The sequence below is a fragment of the Actinomyces sp. 2119 genome, from assembly GCF_003591215.1.
Taxonomy (GTDB): domain Bacteria; phylum Actinomycetota; class Actinomycetes; order Actinomycetales; family Actinomycetaceae; genus Actinomyces; species Actinomyces lilanjuaniae.
Genome location: NZ_QYRR01000011.1, coordinates 1 through 17,950 on the forward strand (window position 1 = coordinate 1; position 17,950 = coordinate 17,950).

General features: G+C 71.4%; 16 protein-coding genes and 1 tRNA gene. 8 read left to right on the forward strand and 9 right to left on the reverse strand.

The annotated features are described in order from the left end of the window. Positions 1-242: hypothetical protein (locus tag D4740_RS12975; RefSeq protein WP_182911415.1), on the forward strand; the 242-nt coding region annotated here is incomplete at its 5' end. Positions 243-490: 248 nt separating this feature from the next. Here the strand turns inward: D4740_RS12975 and D4740_RS13050 are convergent. Continuing rightward, entirely contained in the window at positions 491-1,630 is a 1,140-nt protein-coding gene (locus D4740_RS13050) for a hypothetical protein (RefSeq protein ID WP_220475048.1), read from the reverse strand. Then, a complete protein-coding gene (locus D4740_RS11935) occupies positions 1,585-2,436 on the reverse strand; it encodes a hypothetical protein (protein WP_119837101.1) in 852 nt (283 codons plus the stop codon). The genes D4740_RS13050 and D4740_RS11935 overlap by 46 nt, the downstream gene beginning before the upstream one ends. A 157-nt stretch (positions 2,437-2,593) precedes the next feature. Here D4740_RS11935 and D4740_RS11940 point away from each other — a divergent pair, with 157 nt between their 5' ends. From D4740_RS11940 to D4740_RS11955, 4 genes are all read left to right on the forward strand, one after another. Beyond that, positions 2,594-3,274, forward strand: coding sequence for a TetR/AcrR family transcriptional regulator (locus D4740_RS11940; protein WP_119837102.1), 681 nt, complete (start codon positions 2,594-2,596; stop codon positions 3,272-3,274). Between the two features lie 255 nt (positions 3,275-3,529). Then, positions 3,530-3,602: transfer RNA gene (locus tag D4740_RS11945), tRNA-Thr, on the forward strand. A gap of 165 nt (positions 3,603-3,767) precedes the next feature. Continuing rightward, the gene (locus D4740_RS11950) at positions 3,768-4,046 is read left to right on the forward strand and encodes a HigA family addiction module antitoxin (RefSeq protein WP_119837103.1); all 279 of its coding nucleotides are present in this window, start codon (positions 3,768-3,770) and stop codon (positions 4,044-4,046) included. Positions 4,047-4,053: 7 nt separating this feature from the next. Further along, positions 4,054-5,343, forward strand: a complete 1,290-nt coding sequence (locus D4740_RS11955) for a methyltransferase domain-containing protein (protein ID WP_119837104.1) — start codon at positions 4,054-4,056, stop codon at positions 5,341-5,343. A 45-nt stretch (positions 5,344-5,388) separates the two neighbouring features. Here the strand turns inward: D4740_RS11955 and D4740_RS11960 are convergent, their stop codons facing one another. Beyond that, positions 5,389-6,843 carry a PAS domain-containing protein gene (locus D4740_RS11960; protein ID WP_119837105.1) on the reverse strand — a complete coding sequence of 485 codons (1,455 nt, stop codon included), beginning with the start codon at positions 6,841-6,843 and terminating at the stop codon, positions 5,389-5,391. A 155-nt stretch (positions 6,844-6,998) separates the two neighbouring features. Between D4740_RS11960 and D4740_RS11965 the strand changes: the two genes are divergently transcribed. Next, entirely contained in the window at positions 6,999-7,445 is a 447-nt protein-coding gene (locus D4740_RS11965) for an N-acetyltransferase (protein ID WP_119837106.1), read from the forward strand. A gap of 98 nt (positions 7,446-7,543) precedes the next feature. Here D4740_RS11965 and D4740_RS11970 read toward each other — a convergent pair whose 3' ends face one another. From D4740_RS11970 to D4740_RS11985, 4 genes are all read right to left on the reverse strand, one after another. After that, the gene (locus D4740_RS11970; protein ID WP_119837107.1) at positions 7,544-8,317 is read right to left on the reverse strand and encodes an HAD family hydrolase; all 774 of its coding nucleotides are present in this window, start codon (positions 8,315-8,317) and stop codon (positions 7,544-7,546) included. 179 nt (positions 8,318-8,496) lie between these two features. Then, positions 8,497-10,755 carry an NAD(+) synthase gene (locus D4740_RS11975; RefSeq protein ID WP_119837108.1) on the reverse strand — a complete coding sequence of 753 codons (2,259 nt, stop codon included), beginning with the start codon at positions 10,753-10,755 and terminating at the stop codon, positions 8,497-8,499. A gap of 231 nt (positions 10,756-10,986) precedes the next feature. Next, entirely contained in the window at positions 10,987-13,110 is a 2,124-nt protein-coding gene (locus D4740_RS11980; RefSeq protein WP_147392919.1) for an alpha/beta hydrolase, read from the reverse strand. Positions 13,111-13,256: 146 nt separating this feature from the next. Beyond that, positions 13,257-13,562 (reverse strand): PspC domain-containing protein, encoded by a 306-nt coding sequence (locus D4740_RS11985; RefSeq protein ID WP_119837110.1) that lies wholly within the window; start codon positions 13,560-13,562, stop codon positions 13,257-13,259. Here D4740_RS11985 and D4740_RS13395 point away from each other — a divergent pair. Together D4740_RS13395 and D4740_RS11990 are read left to right on the forward strand one after the other, a co-directional pair. Beyond that, positions 13,561-13,686, forward strand: a complete 126-nt coding sequence (locus tag D4740_RS13395; RefSeq protein ID WP_259390824.1) for a hypothetical protein — start codon at positions 13,561-13,563, stop codon at positions 13,684-13,686. The genes D4740_RS11985 and D4740_RS13395 overlap by 2 nt on opposite strands. Before the next feature lie 34 nt (positions 13,687-13,720). Beyond that, a complete protein-coding gene (locus tag D4740_RS11990) occupies positions 13,721-14,392 on the forward strand; it encodes an HAD family phosphatase (RefSeq protein ID WP_259390828.1) in 672 nt (223 codons plus the stop codon). On the opposite strand, the gene D4740_RS11995 is transcribed toward D4740_RS11990, so the two are convergent. Together D4740_RS11995 and D4740_RS12000 are read right to left on the reverse strand one after the other, a co-directional pair. Then, on the reverse strand, positions 14,389-15,303 hold the full coding sequence (locus tag D4740_RS11995) for a thioredoxin domain-containing protein (RefSeq protein ID WP_119837111.1): 915 nt from the start codon (positions 15,301-15,303) through the stop codon (positions 14,389-14,391). The genes D4740_RS11990 and D4740_RS11995 overlap by 4 nt on opposite strands. A gap of 358 nt (positions 15,304-15,661) precedes the next feature. After that, positions 15,662-17,920 carry a serine/threonine-protein kinase gene (locus D4740_RS12000; RefSeq protein ID WP_119837112.1) on the reverse strand — a complete coding sequence of 753 codons (2,259 nt, stop codon included), beginning with the start codon at positions 17,918-17,920 and terminating at the stop codon, positions 15,662-15,664. Positions 17,921-17,950: the final 30 nt, after the last annotated feature.

Genomic DNA, 17,950 nt, shown 5'->3' on the forward strand with positions numbered 1-17,950 from the left:
ACGAGCCGGGGTCGGGGGACGGGCCGGTGGTTGACCTGCCTGCTGCTCCTGGTCCAGGGACTGTCTCTGACGTGCGTGAGTGGGCCATGTCTATTGAGGTGGCCAGGGCCGACCACGACGACGTCCTAGGCGGTCTGCGCTCCAATGTTAGCCAGGGTGCTAGGGAGGCTGCTGAGCTGGTGCTGGGGGATGACGGCGAGCCGGGTGGTGACTCTGGTGACGTCACCATCAACAAGGACTAGCCGTGTTGGCTGCGGTGGGAGGATGAGGCGGGCAGGGGGAACTGCCCTTGCGGCGGTCTTGCTGGGTTTGTCTGGCTGTCTTGGTGGTAGCCCAGAGGGTGAGAATGTGACTGCGTCGTCGATCCTGCTGGCCCGAGGTCGGTCTCCCCGGGTGTCAGTCTGTCGGCTTCCTCCGCGGTGGCTTTCTGGCCCCCGGGGCCGGGACCCTGGTAGCGCAGGCGGTGGTGTTTCCGGGTTTCTAGTCGTTTCTAGTCGGGGTTGGTGGTGAGGGTCTGGACCTCGGCGACAGGGATGTCGTGGGTGCTGGTGGTAGTCACGGTGTCCAGGGTGTCGGCGGCGCCGTCGGTGGCGGTATAGGAGACCTCGTAGCGGACGGAGGTGGTCAGGGGCGTGGTCCCGCCCAGGTGGGCCGAGCTGCGGGTGAACACCACGGTGCAGTCGGTGCCCTCGGCGCCCTGGTTCCAGGGTGTGCCGAAGCCGTGGCAGTCCACCTGGGCGTCGGGGGCGGACAGGTCCAGGCCGGTGGCGGTGGCGGTGACGGTGGCGGTCACTGGTCCGGCGGTGGCGGTGGCGGTGACCTGGGTGGGTGTGTCCCCGGCGGCCCACACCCAGGTGTACCAGCCCACCAGGGTCGCGCCTCCCTCTCCCAGGGAGGGGTTGTGGCCTACCTCTGGCACGGGTATGTCCACCGCGTCCCAGGCTGCGGCAGCCAGGGTGGCCCCGTCCACCGGGGGCTCGGGAGGCGCCTCCTCGGCCTCCACGTAGACCGGGGGGTTGTCCTCCATGAAGGAGGTGACGAGGTCGATGAAGTCCTGGTCGTCGTCACCCTCCCACCTGTTCCTCTCACAGGTGGGGAGATACCAGTGGCCCTGGGCGTCCTCGGCGTGGTCCTCCCAGTTGCGGTAGTTCATGACGATGCTGGCAGCGTCATCCCTGGTAGCGATCCTCTCCAGGAACTCGGCAGTCTCCTGGCCGGTATTTCCCTCCTCGAACCAGCACACGGGCAGCACGGTGGTCTCCACCTGGGTGGATGTTGTGACCGGGCTACCCCCGGTGCCCTCGGAGCCTGCCTGGGCCTGGGTATAGGACACCGACACCGTGACCTGCGCGCCGCCGTCAGAGGACTGGCTGGCTCCCGCCGCGCTGGGCGCGTTGCCTCCGTTGTTTTCCTCATCTCTCGCTGTCGCGGTCGAGACGACGGGGAGGCCCGCAACTGCCAGCACCGCAGCAAGGAGGAGGGGCGCCAGCCGGTGCGGAGCCCGCAGGGCCGCCCTGCGGGGGCATCTCCTGCCCCGCCCCCATCCACCGAAGGCGGGGCTGATCTTCCTGAGGCGGTGCGCGCTCAGCACCAGTCTGCCCCCGTATCTGACCAGGACGAGACCTTCCATCCCCCGACGCTGTAGATCAGCGTGAAGTCTGCACTGGAGGTGCTCTGAAAGCCTTCCGGGGTCTGGTCCTCTCCTGAGGAGGACAGACGTGTTACTTCTCGGTAGTCCCCGCAGGATCCCACCGTGGCGACGCCATAGTCTGAGATGAGTTCCACCGACTCCACAGTCATTGAGAAGGAGCCGTCATAGTGCTGGGCGGCCTCGTCATACCTGTTGTAGGTCTCGGTGTAGGACTCCAGGGCGCTGCCGGTGGTGGTGGCCTCGACCTCCTCCAGGCCGTCCATGTCGCGAAGAGCCTCCCAGGTGGCGCGGTCATAGGCCACGAAGGCCAGCAGCACCTCCGCCTGGGCCTGGTCGAGGTCATCGGGGACGGAGGTCACCGTGTAGCCGGTGGCGGGGTCGGACAGGGACTGCGCGGTGACCTCGCTGGGATCGGGCGGGCTGGCCTGGGCAGAGGCCTGCTCCGGGGCCTGGGTGCCGTCCGCGTCTTCCGTCCCGTCCTCGCTGCCAGCTGACGCAGTGGCCGCGTCCTCGGCTGCGGCCCCGCTCTCAGCGGTGGCCTCCTGGGAGGCCCCGGGCGTCGCGGAGGCGGAGGCGGCCTCCTCCAGGGCGGGGATGTCGGGGTCCTGGCCGGAGGAGCAGGCCACCACGCCCCCTGAGGCCAGGAGCACCGCCGCCACCACGGCCGCTAGGCCCCGACGGGCGCTGCCAGCGCAGGTGCCGCCGCTGGCAGGGGCGGGGCGGGCGTCTGGGGCAACGGCGTCACGGACAACGGCTTCACGGGCGTTGCGGGGCTCGGCGGGCATCTGGGCCTCCCTCGGGCTGGCAGTGCGAGGACCGGCGTCTGCGCCGGGACCAGGACCAAACCTATACCAGGATCACGTTCCTGTCACGGGAACACTGTCACAAAGGTAAGCGGGGTCGGAGGTGCCGCACCAGGGCCAGCAGTGCCATGATGCAGGTATGAGCAGCCCAGACACCCCTCCTGGCGAGGCGGGTCCCTCACGCAGGCGCGGTCCCGGCAGGCCCAAGGCCGGCAGCGAGGACAAGCGCGAGCGCATCCTCACCGAGGCCGTCACGCTGTTCGGCTCCCGAGGCTACGCGGGCACCTCCCTGGCCGATGTCGCCGCGGCTGCCGACATCTCCAAGGCGGGTGTCCTCCACCACTTCTCCTCCAAGGAGGAGCTGTTCACCAGGGTCCTGGAGCGCCGGGACCAGCGCGACGTTGCTGACTTCCTGGCCCAGGCCGAGGGGTCGGCCGACCCCTGGCACCAGCTGGAGCGCTACATCGACCTCCTGCACCGCAGCGCTCAGTCCCGCGAGCTGGCCGCGATCTACACGGCGACCTCGGTGTCGGTCCTGGACGCCAGCCACCCGGCCCACGCCTGGATGGCCGCCCACCTGGGCAGCGCCGTGGGGCTCTTTGAGGCCTGCTTCGAGGCGGGCAAGCAGGCTGGCACCGTGGACCCGCAGATGCCCTCCCGGCTGGTGGCGCGCACGCTCGTCGCCCTGTCCGACGGCCTCCAGCTCCAGTGGCTGTGCTCGACGACGCCGGGCAGCGCGGCCACCGACGTGCTGGAGACCACGGTGGTGGACGAGCTGCGCCTGTACGCGAACTCTCTGCGGGCGCGGTGGGCGCGCTGAGGAAACGGTCGCCCTGAGAGAAGACGCTAGGTCCTGGCGCCGGTACGTCGGCGGTGTACCGCCCACCAAGCCCCAGCAAGCAGAATCCAGAACCAGGGGCGCTGGCCTTGAGGAGGCAGCGTGCACCCGATGTGTTCTGGGACCCACGGCCCACCCCTGGACCCCGAGGGCTGGGGGAGCATCCCGGCGGCTCACGGAGCGCCGCTTCCCCTGCGGGGCAGCCTGTGACAGACTGTCCTGCGCCACCAGGCGCCCGCCGCTTTAGCTCAGCTGGTAGAGCAGCTGTCTTGTAAACAGCAGGTCGTCGGTTCGAGTCCGACAAGCGGCTCTGTGGGACCCAGCCGCCCCAACGAGGAACAGCAGTCCCACCCACCCGGGGCGTAGTTGCGAATACCTGGTACGTACGCTTAGATCCGCTATCTGGATCGCTATCTAGTGTGACCTGCTCGGCTCAGCGCCAGCCGAGGGCTCGTCGTCCCCGAGGAGAACAGTCTTGACTCAGCGTCCCAACTACGTCGTGCCTACCGGCGACTTTGTCGAGGAGTGGATGGAGGACCAGGGGGTCAGCGCCGCCGAGCTCTCCCGCAGGCTCGGTGTGAGCCGTAGGCACGTGAGCAGGCTTCTTCACGGGGAGGTCCCGCTCAGCCGCGAGATGGCGCTGCGGCTTGAGGAGGTCACCGGTGTGCCTGCTCGTATCTGGAACCTCCACGAGACCGGCTACCGGGAGCGCTGGCTCGCTGCGAGGCCGGGGGGACACCCAGAAGGACGCTGAGGAAATTATGGTGAGACACCAGCCGTCACTGTGCGTGCTCCACGACGAGGGCCGGTGCGGCTCCTGCCCCCATCTGGACACGCCACCGGGAGACCAGCTGGAGGCCAAGCAGGCCCGGGTGGCTGCCCTCCTGAGGGCGCACGTACCCACTGGCGCGTGGCAGCCACCCTGCCCCAGCAGCCCCACCCACTTCCGCAACAAGGCCAAGATGGTGGTGGCCGGGACCTCGCGCCACCCCACCCTGGGAATCCTCGACGCCGTCGGCCGCGGCACCGACTTGAGGTCCTGCCCCCTGCACGTGCCCGCCGTCCGCGACGCCCTGCCCGTCCTGGCGGATCTGGTGACTGGCACGGGGATCGCCCCCTACGATGTCCCCGGGCGCCGCGGGGAGCTCAAGCACGTCCTGGTGACGGCCTCGCCCGACGAGGACCTTATGGTCCGCTTTGTCCTGCGATCCTCCCGCCACGTCAGCGACCTGCGTGACGCCCTGCCGGACCTGCGCCGTCGGCTGCCCCAGCTGGCGGTGGCCAGCGTCAACATCCAGCCGGTGCACCAGGCGGTCATTGAGGGGCCTGACGAGATAGTGCTGACTGAGGAGGACCGCCTTCTCATGCGCCTGCGGCTGCCACCACCGGGAGCCACGGCGGCTCAGGCCCGCCCGTCGGGCAGCGACGCGCCGGGCGGCCAGGCCCGCCCCCACGAGCTGCTGCTCCATCTGCCCCCGCGCTCCTTCTTCCAGACCAACACCGCTGTGGCCCAGACCCTGTACGCCACGGCGCGCGACTGGGCCGAGGACATCGGGCCGGGCGGGGCAGCCGGGCAGCCCCCAGCCCGTGTCCAGGACCTGTTCTGCGGGGTCGGCGGGTTTGCCCTGGCGCTGGCCGGGCCTGGGCGCCGGGTCCAGGGGGTGGAGGTCTCCGAGGCGGCCGTCAGCGGGGCGCGCGACTCGGCCAGGCTCATGCGGCTGGACCCGGGCACGGTGCGGTTTGACTCCGGTGACGCCCGCGCCCTGGACCTGCTGGAGGGACCCGCCGCCGAAGGCGAGGGCTCGCACCTGCTGGTGGTCAACCCTCCCCGGCGCGGCCTCGGCCCCGACCTGGCCCGGCGCATTGAGGCCTGCGGCGTGCCCCGTGTGCTCTACTCCTCCTGCAGCCCGGCGAGCCTGGCAGCCGACCTGGGGCAGATGCCGTCCCTGCGCGTGCGGCGCGCCCGCCTGTTCGACATGTTCCCCCACACCGACCACGCCGAGGTGCTGGTCGAGCTGGCTCGGACTCAGGCTAGCCCGGACTCAGGCTAGCCCGGGCTCATGCCCCAGCCCAGCCCAGGCTCCCAGCATCCGGGCTCAGGCCCCCAGCTCGGCCAGGGCAGCACGAACCTCCTCCAGACGGGCATCGACTCGCTCCTCCTGGTAGGGCAGGTCCAGGTCGCGTACCCGGCCCGCCAGGTCCGCGAGGTCGCGCGCCTGAGGGAACCCGTCACCTGCCAGGGCGCGCACGGCAGCCACAGCGTCCCCGTCGTCCTCGTTGTCCCCGTCATACCCTCCTGGGGCAGCGGTCCCGCTCCCGTCCGGCCCGATAGTGCTACCTGCTGCCCGCAGCAGCTCTGCCAGGGGTGCTGTGGTCGCAGCGAGCGAGCCGGCCACCGCCTCAAGCTCCTCGGCTACCAGGTCGCTGCGGGCGGACAGGAGGTCGAGCCGCCGCGTCAGCGACGCCGCCCCGGCCTCCAGGGCGGTGCACAGCTCGACCAGGGAGCCCACGGCGTCGTTGGCGCCCAGCTCGTCGTCGCCCTCCAGGAGCTGGAGGGCGAAGAAGCCGGCAGCCAGATTGTGCAGGCGCATGAGCGCGATGGCGAAGCGCACCGAGTCGACGTCGCCACGCAGCTCCTCAACCTGACCGTGCAGCGGACGCAGCTGCTCGGCGCACTCCAGGACCAAGGCGTCCACCTCGCGCCAGGTCTGGCCGCCCTGGGCTGGCTGGGGCGCACTGGCCTGCTCCTGGGACTCCTCCCCCAGGCGGCGCAGGGCCTGGCGCAGCTCCCCTAGGCGCTGAGAGAGCCGGTCGATCTGGTCAGCCCTGCGTCCCAGTACCTCCACCAGACTCCTGCCCTCCTCAAGGACACCTACCAGGCCGGAGGTCTCCTCCTCCACCGCGTTCATGGCCGTCAGGACCCGGCCGACCGGCCCCGTGGCACCGGGCCGGTCGGGGATACCCACGCCGCTGGCCACTAGCGCAGCGACCTCCTCGGGCAGGACCTGCCGGGTGAAGCTGACGGCGTCGGCATAGCCAAGCCCACGCAGCTCGGCCAGAAGAGCCGAGTTGCCCGCCGCCGCGACCTGGCGACGCGTCGAGCCTGCCGCGGCCGAGGCGGACTCGACCTCGCGGACCCGCTCGTAGACCTCCTCCATACGGTCACGCAGCCCCGTGAGCATCGGCAGGGTCCGCACCGACAGGTACCCGTCCCCAGAGGGGACGATCGTGGCCAGCACCCGGTAGCGGCCACCGTCGCAGGAGCGGTTGGTGATGTAGGCGGTGGCGGCGTAGCCAGCCTCGATACTGTCCCACACGGAGCGGAACAGGCCTGCAGGCATGTCAGCGTGGCGCACGATGCTGTGGGGCTGTCCCACCAGGCTGCCGCGCGGGTAGCCTGACAGTCTCATGAAGATAGCGTTTGCCCGGCGGATACGGCCCCGGGAGTCCGTGGTGGAGAAGAAGAGCTCGTCGGCGCCGAAGAGGTGCTCGACGCCAGAGGGGTCACCAGAGGGGTCACAGGAGTCGCGCGACGACGGGTACTCGACCATGAGCAGCCTTCCGGGTAGCAGCCAGGCCCGGCGGCGTCCGGGACACCGCCTAGGCTACCCTGCTGAGGACCAGCAGGCACGACAGGGCAGACAGGGTAGACACGGCAGGATGTAGGCTCACCACGTCACGTTGCCTGCCCACCCAGGAGGAAAACATGTCCGTCGAGCTCGTCACCGCCTCCGGCCCGGAGGTCGTCGAGGCCATGGAGAGGCTCATCCCCCAGCTGTCCCGCAGCGCCCCGGCACTGACAGCCGAGCAGTGCGAGGCCCTGGTGGCCCAGGAGGGTGTCTACCTCTTCGTCTTCCGCCCCGACACCCAGGAGCAGGAGCCTGCGCCCATCCTGGGGATGCTGACCCTGGCCACCTTCACCATCCCTACCGGGCTGCGCGCCTGGGTCGAGGACGTCGTCGTCGATGCCGACGCCCGGGGCCAGGGAGCCGGGCAGGCCCTGGTGGAGGCTGCTGTCGAGCACGCCGCCGGGCTGGGTGCGCGCACCGTGGACCTCACCTCCCGTCCCACCCGTGAGGCGGCCAACCGCCTCTACCGCCGTGCGGGGTTCTCGCTGCGGGAGACCAACGTCTACCGCTACGCCCGGGACTGAGGGTGCTCGGCTACCCGGCGGCGCGGCTGCTGGGCGGCGGCTACGGCTCCTGCGCCGCAAGGGGCCGATGAGTGGCTACGAGTGGCTACGACGAGTGGCTAGGACTCTCCCTCCAGGAGGGAGTCGATGAGCTCGGCCATGGAGGTGGCGGTGCGCTCGCAGGCTCGTACTACCTCCGGGGGCGACCAGGGCAGGGCGACGGCGTGGTCGGCCTGCGCGTGCATGTCGAGGTCGTTCCAGGAGTCCCCGACGGTCCACACCTCCAGCTCCTGGCCAGCCAGGGGGCCGGACAGGAGCTGCCTGAGCCCGCTGCCCTTGGAGGAGCCGGCCGGGACGAGGTCCAGGAAGTCCTGGTTGCGGTGGCACTCCAGGATCCCGCCCCAGCGTCGGGCGACCTCAGTCCTGACGGCCTCCCGCCGGGCGTCGTCGGGCACGCGCATCGGCACCCCGATGAACTGGTGGGCGGCCATCTCCTGGAGGGTCATTGGGCTGTAGACGGGCAGGACGGAGGAGGTCCCCCCGCCCTGGGCCAGGATGTGGTCGGCCTTGATGGTGGTGGCGAAGACTGTGACCCCCGGCCACTCCATGAACGTGGAGACGACCTCGTGGGCCACGCCGTCGGGGATGAAGCGCGCGGAGAGCACCTGGTAGCCGCCGTCCACCAGGACAGCCCCGGTGAAGACGACGCCGTAGTCAAAGTCGACCCCGCAGGGCTCCAGGACGTCCCGGGTGGCGACGACGGACTTGCCGGTGTCCACGACCAGCAGGTTGCCTGCCTGCCGCCAGCGCTCCATGGCGGCGCGGTCGGCGGCCCCCACCTGGCGGTCAAAGACGATCGTGGCGTCCAGGTCGGTCACGAGAAGTCTGGTCACTGCGGCTCCCTAGCGTAGTCTCAGCCCTGCTGGTTCTATTCTCAGCCAGTCTCCTCCTGTCAGCCACCGCAGGGGCGCGTGCTGTCCAGGCACAGGTCGCTGCGGGACGGGTCACCGCTTCTGGCCCTCGCCTGCCGCCCTCCTGCGGGCCGCAGGAGCCCCGGGAGCGAGCCAGGGCGTCACTCCTGCGGGACGTTGCGCTCCAGCTCTGCCAGCCACGCAGTAGCGGCCACGTCCGAGGGCATGCGCCAGTCCCCCCGGGGCGACAGTGACCCGCCTGCCACGACCTTGGGGCCGTTGGGCAGGGTGGAGCGCTTGAACTGGCTGGAGAAGAAGCGGCGGTAGAACACCTCCAGCCACTGGCGGATCTCAGGCAGGCGGTAGGAGGTCTTCTCCGCCTCCGGTAGTCCCGGGGGCCACGTGCCCTCCTCGGCGTGGGCCCAGGCCTTCTCCGCCAGGAAGGCGATCCGCGAGGGGCGTGAGCCGTGGCTCAGCACGTGCCACAGGGTGAAGTCCTGGAGGGCGTAGGGACCGATCCGGGCCTGGGTGGACTGGACCGGGTCCGCCTGGGTCGCCGGGACCAGCTCGGGGCTGATCTCCGTGGACAGGACGGAGGCCAGCACCTGGCTGACGTCCTCGCCGAAGAGGCCCTCAGCGGCCACCCAGCGGACGAGATGCTGGATGAGGGTCTTGGGCACGCCCGCGTTGACCCCGTAGTGGGCCATGTGGTCGCCCACCCCGAAGGTGCACCACCCCAGGGCCAGCTCGGAGAGGTCCCCCGTGCCTAGAACGATGCCGCCGCGCTCCCCGGCGATGCGGAACAGGAAGTCGGTGCGCAGGCCTGCCTGGACGTTCTCGAAGGTGACGTCGTAGGCCCGGGGGGACCTGTCACCGCTGGCGTAGGGGTGGCCGATCTCCGCCAGCATCCGGGTGGCGGTGGGCCGGATGTCCAGCTCCTCGAAGTGGCACCCCAGACCGAGCGCCAGGGCCTCGGCGTTGCTGCGGGTGCCCGGGGTGGTGCCGAAGCCGGGCATAGTGAAGGCCAGGATGTCGGAGCGGGGGCGCCTCAGCCGGTCCATGGCCCGGGCGGCCACGATGAGGGTGTGGGTGGAGTCCAGCCCCCCGGAGACGCCAACCACCAGGCGTGGGGACCCGATCGCCCGCAGCCGCTGTTCCAGGGCGGCGACCTGGATGGAGTAGGCCTCCTGGCAGTCCTGGGCGAGGCGGTCAGGGTCGGAGGGGACGAAGGGGAAGCGGTCCACGACCCGCCTCAGGCCGATGTCCGTACGCGGGGCGGCCAGGTCCTCCTCGCCGATGACCACGGTGGTGAAGCGTGACGGGTCCCCCACGGGTGCGGCCTGGACGCCCTGCCCGCCGCCGGGCACCGCCTGGGAGAAGGTCACGGCGTTGTCCCGGAAGGTCCCCTGCCGCAGCCGCTGGGCGCGCAGCCCCTCGATATCGACGTCGGCGACCGTGGCGCGCGGGCCGTCCGGGAAGCGCTCACCCTCCCCCAGGAGCGCACCGGCCTCACAGACGAGAGTCTGGCCGTCCCAGGCCAGGTCTGTGGAGGACTCCCCCTGCCCGGCGGCTGCGTAGACGCAGGCGGCCAGGTTACGGGCGGAGGAGGAGCACACCAGCGCGCGGCGCTCCCGCGAGCGCCCCACGGTGACCGGGGAGCTGGCGATACTGACCAGGACGGTGGCTCCCGCCAGCGCCGCCAGCGACGAGGGCGGGACCGGCACCCAGGTGTCCTCGCAGACCTCGACGTGGAAGACCAGGCCTTCCACGTCACGCACGTCGAAGAGGAGGTCGGGGCCGAAGGGCACGAGCACGCCGGGAAGCCGGGCCGTGTGGTCCTCGCCGTGCTCCTCCGCCTGGCCCCCTGCCCCGGCTCCCGGCCGCTCCTGGTGCGGCCCCGGGCTTACGCCGGGCAGGTGCAGGTGGGAGGTCCGGGCGCTGATGGTGTCTCCGGGGGTGAAGTGGCGCCTCTCGTAGAGCTCGCGGTAGGTGGGCAGGTAGGACTTGGGGACAACCCCGCGCACGCAGCCGCCCTGGATGACTACGGCGCAGTTGTAGAGCGTGCCGTGGGCGCGCAGGGGCGCGCCCACCACCAGGGCGGGCAGGAGGTCCTGGCTGGCGGCACGCACCGCCTCAATGGCTGCGAGCACCTCCTCCTCCACGACGTCCTGGAGGAGGAGGTCGTCAATGGCGTAGCCGCTGAGGCCGAGCTCGGGGAAGGCCGCCAGGCACACGCCCTGCCCGGACAACTGCCGAGCCTGCTCGATGACGGCGGCGGCGTTGGCTGCGGGGTCCGCGGGCACGACGGGCAGGGTGACCGCTGCCACGCGCGCGAACCCCTGGTCATAGGCGGAGTGGAACTCGATACGGCGGGGACGAGCCTGCTCGGCGGGGCGGGACTGCGGATCGGGCTGCTGCATGGTCCCGATCCTGCCACGAACCTGTGACAGGCTCGGGACGGGGTCTGGGTGGGCGGAGCGGGACGCAGGGGCCTGCCGGGAGCAGCGACGTCGGGAGGCGGCAGAGGAAGGTGCAGGGAGTGAGGCAGGGGCTGTTCTGCCCGGTACGCGGCGTGGCGGCCACCGGAAGCAACAAAGGTGGCCGCCACGCTCACGGATGGATGAGAAGCATCAGGGTGGGTTCCTGCCTGCTCACCTCCTTCCTGTCCTGCTGGTCAGGGCTGCCGCAGCCGCGGCCTGGTCCGGGGTCTGACGGCCTCCGTCCAGGACCTCCTGCAGGGCCGGTCCCACAGCGTCCCCCGCGTCCCCGGTGTCCTCTCCGGGGCCGGGCAGGGCGCAGGTGGTCCCCTCCTGCGGGAGCTCACCCCTCAGGAGGTAGGCGTCGACAGCCGCGTCCACGCAGTCCGTCGAGCCCTGTCTGTAGGCGCAGTGCTTGTTGCCCTCGGCGGTCAGCAGGTGGCCCGACTCCAGCTGGTCGGCCAGGGACTGCGCCCACTGGTAGGGCGTGGCCGGGTCCTGCGTGGTGCCCACCACCAGGATGGGGGCCGCGCCCTCAGCCCTGGTCTCAGCGGGCTCCCGCACAGCCTGGCGGCCCCAGCCGGAGCAGATGGCGTCGCTCCACGCACGCTCGTTCGCCCCAAAGAGGGGTGAGACCTCTGCCCGCAGCTCGAACTGGGTCTCCCACTGCTCCAGGTCACCCTGGACGGGGTTGTCCAGGCAGTTGATGGCGATGATGGCAGGAGCGTTGGCCCGCGCGGCAGCCGCTGCCTCCAGCTCCTCGGGCGAGGGCTCACTGTCCTGCGGGTCCTGCCCGTCGGGGTCCCCCTCGGGTGAGGTCGATCCGTTCACGCTGGCGAGCCACTCTGCCAGGGGCAGCGCGTCCCGGTCGGTGAGGAGCGGTCCCAAGGCTGTGGCCAGGCCGGCCCAGTGGGCGTCGTCGTACATGAGCTGCCCGAGGAGGTTGGTGAGGGCGGCGTCATCCAGCGGCTGGCCTCCCTCAGGGTCGGGCACCGGATCGTCCTTCAGCCCCTGGACAAACTCGGTCAGCTGGGCGGTGCCCTCCTCTGCCGTGCCGGTCAGCGGGCTGTCGCCGCGCTGCTGCCAGTAGGAGACAAAGCTGGTCAGGGAGGCCTGGAAGGAGACGGCGTCGGAGTACTGGATGTCCGCCATGCTCAGGGAGGGGTCCATGGCGCCGTCCAGGACCACGCGCCCCACGTTGTCGGGGAACAGGTCGGCGTAGATGGCCCCGAGGAAGGTCCCGTAGGAGAAGCCCAGGTAGGCCAGCTCCTCCTCACCGGACTGGGCACGCAGGACGTCCATGTCCCGGGCCACGGACTGGGTGTCCATGTGGTCGATGATCTCGGGGACCGGAGAGTGCTCCAGGCAGGCCGCCGCCAGGCTCGCCCCCTCCTGGACTGCCTGCTCTACCAGGGAGATGTCAGGGGAGGGCTCCTGGCCGTCGCCCTCCAGGGCGTCTGTCCCGCCCGCCTCCTCCAGCGTGGACTCGTTGGCGATCTCCTCCAGCGCCTCCTCCCGGCTCATGCACTCCAGAGGCGTGGACTGCCCTACGCCGCGGGGGTCGAAGCCCACGATGTCGTAGGCCTGGCGCAGGTCCTCGGAGAAGTAGCCCTCAGCAGCGTCGATCAGCTCCACCCCGCTGCCGCCGGGCCCGCCGGGGTTGGTGAACAGGCTGCCCTGGGACTGTCCGGAGGCGGGGAGCCGCTTGAGCGCCAGGTCGATGGTCTGCCCGGAGGGGTCGTCGTAGTCCAGGGGCACCTGGACGGTGGCGCACTCGCGGGCGGCCTGCTGCGCCTCCTGCCCCGCATCGTCGTGGCCCTGGGCGGCCTGCTGCTCCTGCTGAGAGTCCTCACAGGGGCCCCAGGCGATCTGACGGCCGTAAAAGTCCTCCAGGCCCTCGGGAACCTCCTCGCTCGGAGCGGAGTCAGCGGAGTCTGTGCTGTCCGTACTGCCGGAGTCACCGGCGCTCCCGCTGCCGTCTGAGTCACCCGTCGAGGAGTCTGAGGCTGAGGACTCTGTGGAGGAGTCCACCGAGCCAGAGGGGTCCACGGACTCGGAGCTCCCGGCCGGCTGGGCGGCAACGGCCCCGGGGGCAGCAGATGCCACCAGTCCCGCTGCTAGTGCCACCGAGGCCAGGACGGACAGGGCGGCCGCCCCGGGGCGCCGCCCGCGCCTGCCGCGTCTCCCGGCAGAGCTGTGCCCGAAGGCCTCTGCTCCCGGCCCGGGCGGCCTTCCGGCTCCTTCGCCTGCCTGCACTGCGTCCGACACGTTACGCCGTGTCCTCGTCGTGATCTTCACGGTCCCACCGTACGAGTGCGGGGACGGTCTGCCATCCTCACGGGGAACGAACTCCGACCTGTTCCCCGCCCGTCCCCTCCGCCGCGGGGACCACCCGATCTCCTTCTTCGGGATGAGTCCGGGACAGTCCCTGGGGCTGGTGCGGGCTACCACCGTGCCTGTGCACCGTGGTCTGGCCCCGGGGTGACCGTCCCCTCCAGCGGCATCACCACCCAGGCCAGCACGTAGACCGCCCACATCGGTCCCGGCAGGATGCCCAGGAGCAGGACGCCCACACGCACCACCCGGGGGCGGGTACCCCACGCCCGGGCCAGGCCGCCGCAGACACCACCCAGAATGCGGTGGGTACGGGAGCGGGCTGGCAGGGTGGTTCGCAACCTGGTCCACCAGCCGCCGGTGCCGGAGGAGTCGGGACGGGGCGGAGGCTGCTGCGAGGGGCGCTGCTGTGTCATGGTCCCATCCTCTACTGCTCCCGGCTCGTCCGGTATCGGGGAGTCCCCCGAGCCCTCCCTGGCCCGCCCGGACAGCCGCCCCAACCGGTACCCTGAGGAAGGTGACCTCGTCCACACCTTCTGAGCCCGCCACACCTTCTGAGCCCGCAGCCCCTGACCTGGCTCCCGCTGTGCGTGCCGTCCTGTGGGACATGGACGGCACCCTCATCGACTCCCAGCCCTTCTGGGACGAGGCCTTCACGAGGCACTGCACCGCCCGGGGCGGCACAGTGACCCCGCAGCTGGTCTCCGCACTGGCGGGGACCTCCATCCCCGTCGCCCGAGGGATCATCGCCGCCACCGGCGCCGCGGCCAGTCCCCAGGACCCCGCCGCCCTGGAGGTCTACGAGGCGATGGCCCGCGACGTCGAGGCCAGGGTGGCCGCGCGACCGCCCCTGCTGCCGGGCGCGCGGGAGATCACCTCGGCCGTAGCACGGGCGGGTCTCGTCCAGGCGATCGTCTCCGCCTCCCCGCGCGTGATCGTGGAGCGGGTGGCCGCCGAGCTTGGCGGCGTCTCTGGCGCCGCGGTCTTCGCCACCCTGGTCTGCGGTGACGACGGTGTGGGGGCCAAGCCGGACCCCCTTCCCTACGCCACCGCCGTGGAGCGCCTGGGCGTGACGCCGCACGAGTGCGTCGTCGTCGAGGACTCACCCACCGGCGCCGCCTCAGCGCGGGGCAACGGCATCCGCGTGGTCCAGGTCGGCAGCAGCAAGCACTTTCCGGCTGACCCCGGGCTGGTCGCGGTCCCCGACCTGGCCTCCGTCACACTCGACCTCCTGCTGCGCCCCTAGCCCTCTGCGGCGGGGGACGCCTCCGACGTGGCCCCCTCGCTGGCGGCAGGCGACGCTGAGGCCTCGACGGCCTCCACCAGCTCGGTGATAGCGGTCTCCCCGCTGATCTGGCTCAGGTCGAGTCGCTCGCCGTCGAGGTAGACGGTGGGCGTGGCGGTGACCCCGACCGCGGAGGCCGCCTCCTGGGCGAGACTCGTCCACTCCTCGTAGGTGTTGTCGTTGACGGCCTTCTCGAACCGGGACGAGACCTCGGTGGGCACCTGAGCCGAGGTGGCTGCGGCCACCAGGTTCTCGGTGGTCATCATGGAGGTGTCCTGGGCCTCGTAGATCCGGCTGAAGAGCTCCATCACGGCGGTATGGAAGGCCATGGACTGGTCCGGAGCCTCGTTCAGGACCACGCCCATGGCGTTCATCACCTGGTCGGTCCACTCCTGGCCGAGGATCTTGGAGGGGTGCAGCACCAGGGTGATCTTGCCCTGCGACAGCAGCGTGGAGATCTCTGAGGCGTGGGTCGTCTCGAAGGAGGCGCAGAAGTGGCAGGAGTAGTCAAAGTAGACGTCGAGGACCGGTGCCTGGCTGCTGATGGTGTCCAGCCCGCTGCTGGGGCCGTAGGTCCACGAGCCGTTGGACAGCACCGGCTCGGGCACCCCGCTGCGGTCGGCCCGGGTGGTGGCGATGGCTCCTGCGGTCGGGAACTGTGCGGCGCCGGTGCCACCACTGTTCTGGAGGTGGTTGTAGACCACGTAGCTCGAGACTCCCGCCACCCCCACGACGGCGGCACCGAGGAGGGAGCGCCGGGCGATCGTGGCGCGCCTCTGCCTGCGGGCCTCCTGCTCCCTCAGGGCCTTGGCCCTGGCGCGGGCCTCCTCACGGCGCTGGGCCTTGGTCGGACGGGGCTGGTTCGAGGCCACCTGGAGCTCCTCTGTACTGTGCGGTGCGGATGTGGGTAACGGGCTGGGAAGTGAGGACGCCGGGCCGATCGGAGGACCGCACCCGGATGGTCGGGCAGGAAGGCTGGTACAGGACTGCGCCCCAGTATGGGGCAGGGCGTGCGCGCCTGTCCCGACGGTGCAGGTATTGTCACCTAGGCGCTGGGCGGCAGCGCCGTCGTTCGCGGTAGGGGGACAGCGCTGTGATCTGGGCCGACCCGGCCTAGTGCCCGGAGCCGTGCCCGGGCCGAGCTGTCTTTTCGGAGTGTCTTTCCGGACTGTCTCTTCCCTGCCCCGCAACCGTGCTCCCACGTGGCTCGTTCAGCGGCCGCAGCACACCTCAGTAGACGGCGAGCAGCGGCTCCAGGAGCTGCTGGGTCACCTGGCCGGACTCCTGGAGGGTGTAGAGCAGCAGGCTCAGCCCCAGCACCACCGCCACCAGGACCCACCTGGCCCGCGTCGTGGGGGCCACGGCCTCGATCAGGTGGGCCCCTCCACGACGGGCCGGGGCGCCCCAGGGAATGAGCCACAGTACCAGGGCGTACACGGCGACCCACAGGGCCAGCATGAACGGGAGCCTGCCGCCCGGGTCGAGGAAGGACAGCGGACCCTCCCAGAGCTCAGGTGCACGCAACGCGACGTAGGGCAGCGGTGCGGTCACCATGAGGACCGATACCGCAGCGAAGGCCGTGGCCACCAGGGAACGCAGCAGATACCACGGCGTGGCCAGCCACATGCGTGAGCGGTCGCCCGGGGTGACCGCCCGGTTAGCCAGCCTGGTCCAGCGCAGGCTGTCCTGGGCGCGTCCCACCGTCCCCGCCGCGAGGGTCAGCAGCGTGACAGCGAGGACCGTCCACCCTGCTGAGAAGCGCCCCGCTACGGTCAGCAGGACCAGGATGGCGGCCACGCTACCCGGGTGCCGTCTGGGCTCCTGCGCCCAGGCAGGTAGAGGTGCAGGAGCAGGCGTGTCGTAGGAGGCCTGGAGGTAAGGGTCCTGCGGGTAGGAGGCCTGGGGGTAGAGGGCCTGCGGCGGCTGCGCGGCGGTGGGAGGCGGCCCTGACAGCACCGGGGGCTGGACAGATGTCGGCTGGTAGGGGTAGGCGGATCCCGTTGACAGGGCGGCAGGCGTCGTCGGGGCGGCCGGGGGACGGGGGTGGCTGGAGCCTGGCCACGGCTCCCCCGGTGCTGGTGGCGCCGGAGGCGGGACCGTGGCAGGAGGCGCCGCCGGGAGGGGGAGGCTGGCCTCACCCACAGCTCCCGGTGCCGGGTAGCCGTCGTAGGCCTGGGGGGCCTGGGGGGCGTAGGGCGGTGGGGCGGTAGGCGCCCTGGTGTCTGGTGACACAGCAGGAGGCGCGGAGGGTTCCGCTGCGTCCAGCGGGGCGGGGGCAGGTACGGTGGTGCCGTCAGCGACAGCACCTGCAAGACCTGCAAGACCTGCAAGACCTGCACGGTCTCCTGCTCCTGGGGCCCGGTCCGTGGAACCGGTCACGGGGGCGGCTGCCACGACGGTCGCCGGGGCACCAGGATCGACCGCGCCGGGGCCGTAGGTGGAGCCGTATGCGGAGGTATCCCCGGCAGCGGCCTCGATAGGGGTGCTGGCGGTGACCTCAGTGCCCCTCGGAGCACTGCCCACGCCGCTGGCAGCCCCTGCCGCCCCCGCTACAGCGGCGAGTCCCGTTCCTGTCAGGGCGGCGGCGAGGGCCTCCTCGCCGCCGCCTCCCTCGGCGACCTCGTCAAGGACGGCCAGGAGGTCGTCAGGGCTCAGGCGCTGGTCGGCCTCGGGGGCCAGGGCGGCGGTGAAGGCCTGCGCCAGGGCGGGGCAGACCTCCTCCAGCCCTCCCAGCTCCGGCGTCCCGGCGTAGACCCGGCGAAAGACCGCCTGCCAGGGACCGGAGCCGAAGGGGGGCTGGCCCGTGACCGCGAACAGGAGCACCCCCGCGCAGGCGTACCAGTCCACCTGCGGGGAGGGCGCCCCGCCGTCGAGCATCTCCGGAGGGATGAAGCCCGGGGTGCCGGTGACCTGACCCGTCTGCGTGAGGCGGCTGTCGTCAGCGACCTGGGCGATGCCGAAGTCGATGAGGACAGGCCCCTGGGCGCCGAGCATGACGTTGGAGGGCTTGAGGTCGCGGTGGATGACCCCGGCTGCGTGGACGGCCCTCAGCGCCTCCACGAGCCCGTGGGCGAGGTCCGCCAGGTCGTGGGCGTCCCGGCCCAGGTCGTAGGCCCCCTCGTGGTCTACCTCGTGCTGGAGGGTGGGACCGTCGACGAGCTCGGTGATGACGAAGGTGACGTCCAGGCCCTCCCCGGGGCCGCCACCGGTCTCGACGTCGAGGACGCGGGCCACGCGCTCCCCCCTGACACGTGCCAGGACCCGGGCCTCACGCTCCAGGCGGCGCCGGGCCACCGGGTCGGCGGCGATCTGGGGGTGGAGGATCTTCATGGCGACACGCCGACCGTCGGCGTCGGCTGCCTCCCACACCACGCCCATGCCGCCGGCGCCCAGGCGGCGCAGGAGCCGGTAGCCGCCGACGTCGCTGCCTGCGTGCAGGCCGCGCAGGGGCGGTGCCCCGCTGGTCGGCACCCCGGGATCGTAGGTCATGTCTCCACAGTACCGGCAGCGTTACGGGGG

Bases quoted from the DNA above. Each gene is read 5' to 3' on its own strand.
- D4740_RS13050 (WP_220475048.1), bottom strand. From the start codon at position 1,630: ATGGAAGGTCTCGTCCTGGTCAGATACGGGGGCAGACTGGTGCTGAGC.
- D4740_RS11935 (WP_119837101.1), bottom strand. From the start codon at position 2,436: ATGCCCGCCGAGCCCCGCAACGCCCGTGAAGCCGTTGTCCGTGACGCC.
- D4740_RS11940 (WP_119837102.1), top strand. From the start codon at position 2,594: ATGAGCAGCCCAGACACCCCTCCTGGCGAGGCGGGTCCCTCACGCAGG.
- D4740_RS11955 (WP_119837104.1), top strand. From the start codon at position 4,054: ATGGTGAGACACCAGCCGTCACTGTGCGTGCTCCACGACGAGGGCCGG.
- D4740_RS11960 (WP_119837105.1), bottom strand. From the start codon at position 6,843: ATGGTCGAGTACCCGTCGTCGCGCGACTCCTGTGACCCCTCTGGTGAC.
- D4740_RS11965 (WP_119837106.1), top strand. From the start codon at position 6,999: ATGTCCGTCGAGCTCGTCACCGCCTCCGGCCCGGAGGTCGTCGAGGCC.
- D4740_RS11975 (WP_119837108.1), bottom strand. From the start codon at position 10,755: ATGCAGCAGCCCGATCCGCAGTCCCGCCCCGCCGAGCAGGCTCGTCCC.
- D4740_RS13395 (WP_259390824.1), top strand. From the start codon at position 13,561: ATGGTCCCATCCTCTACTGCTCCCGGCTCGTCCGGTATCGGGGAGTCC.
- D4740_RS11985 (WP_119837110.1), bottom strand. From the start codon at position 13,562: ATGACACAGCAGCGCCCCTCGCAGCAGCCTCCGCCCCGTCCCGACTCC.
- D4740_RS12000 (WP_119837112.1), bottom strand. From the start codon at position 17,920: ATGACCTACGATCCCGGGGTGCCGACCAGCGGGGCACCGCCCCTGCGC.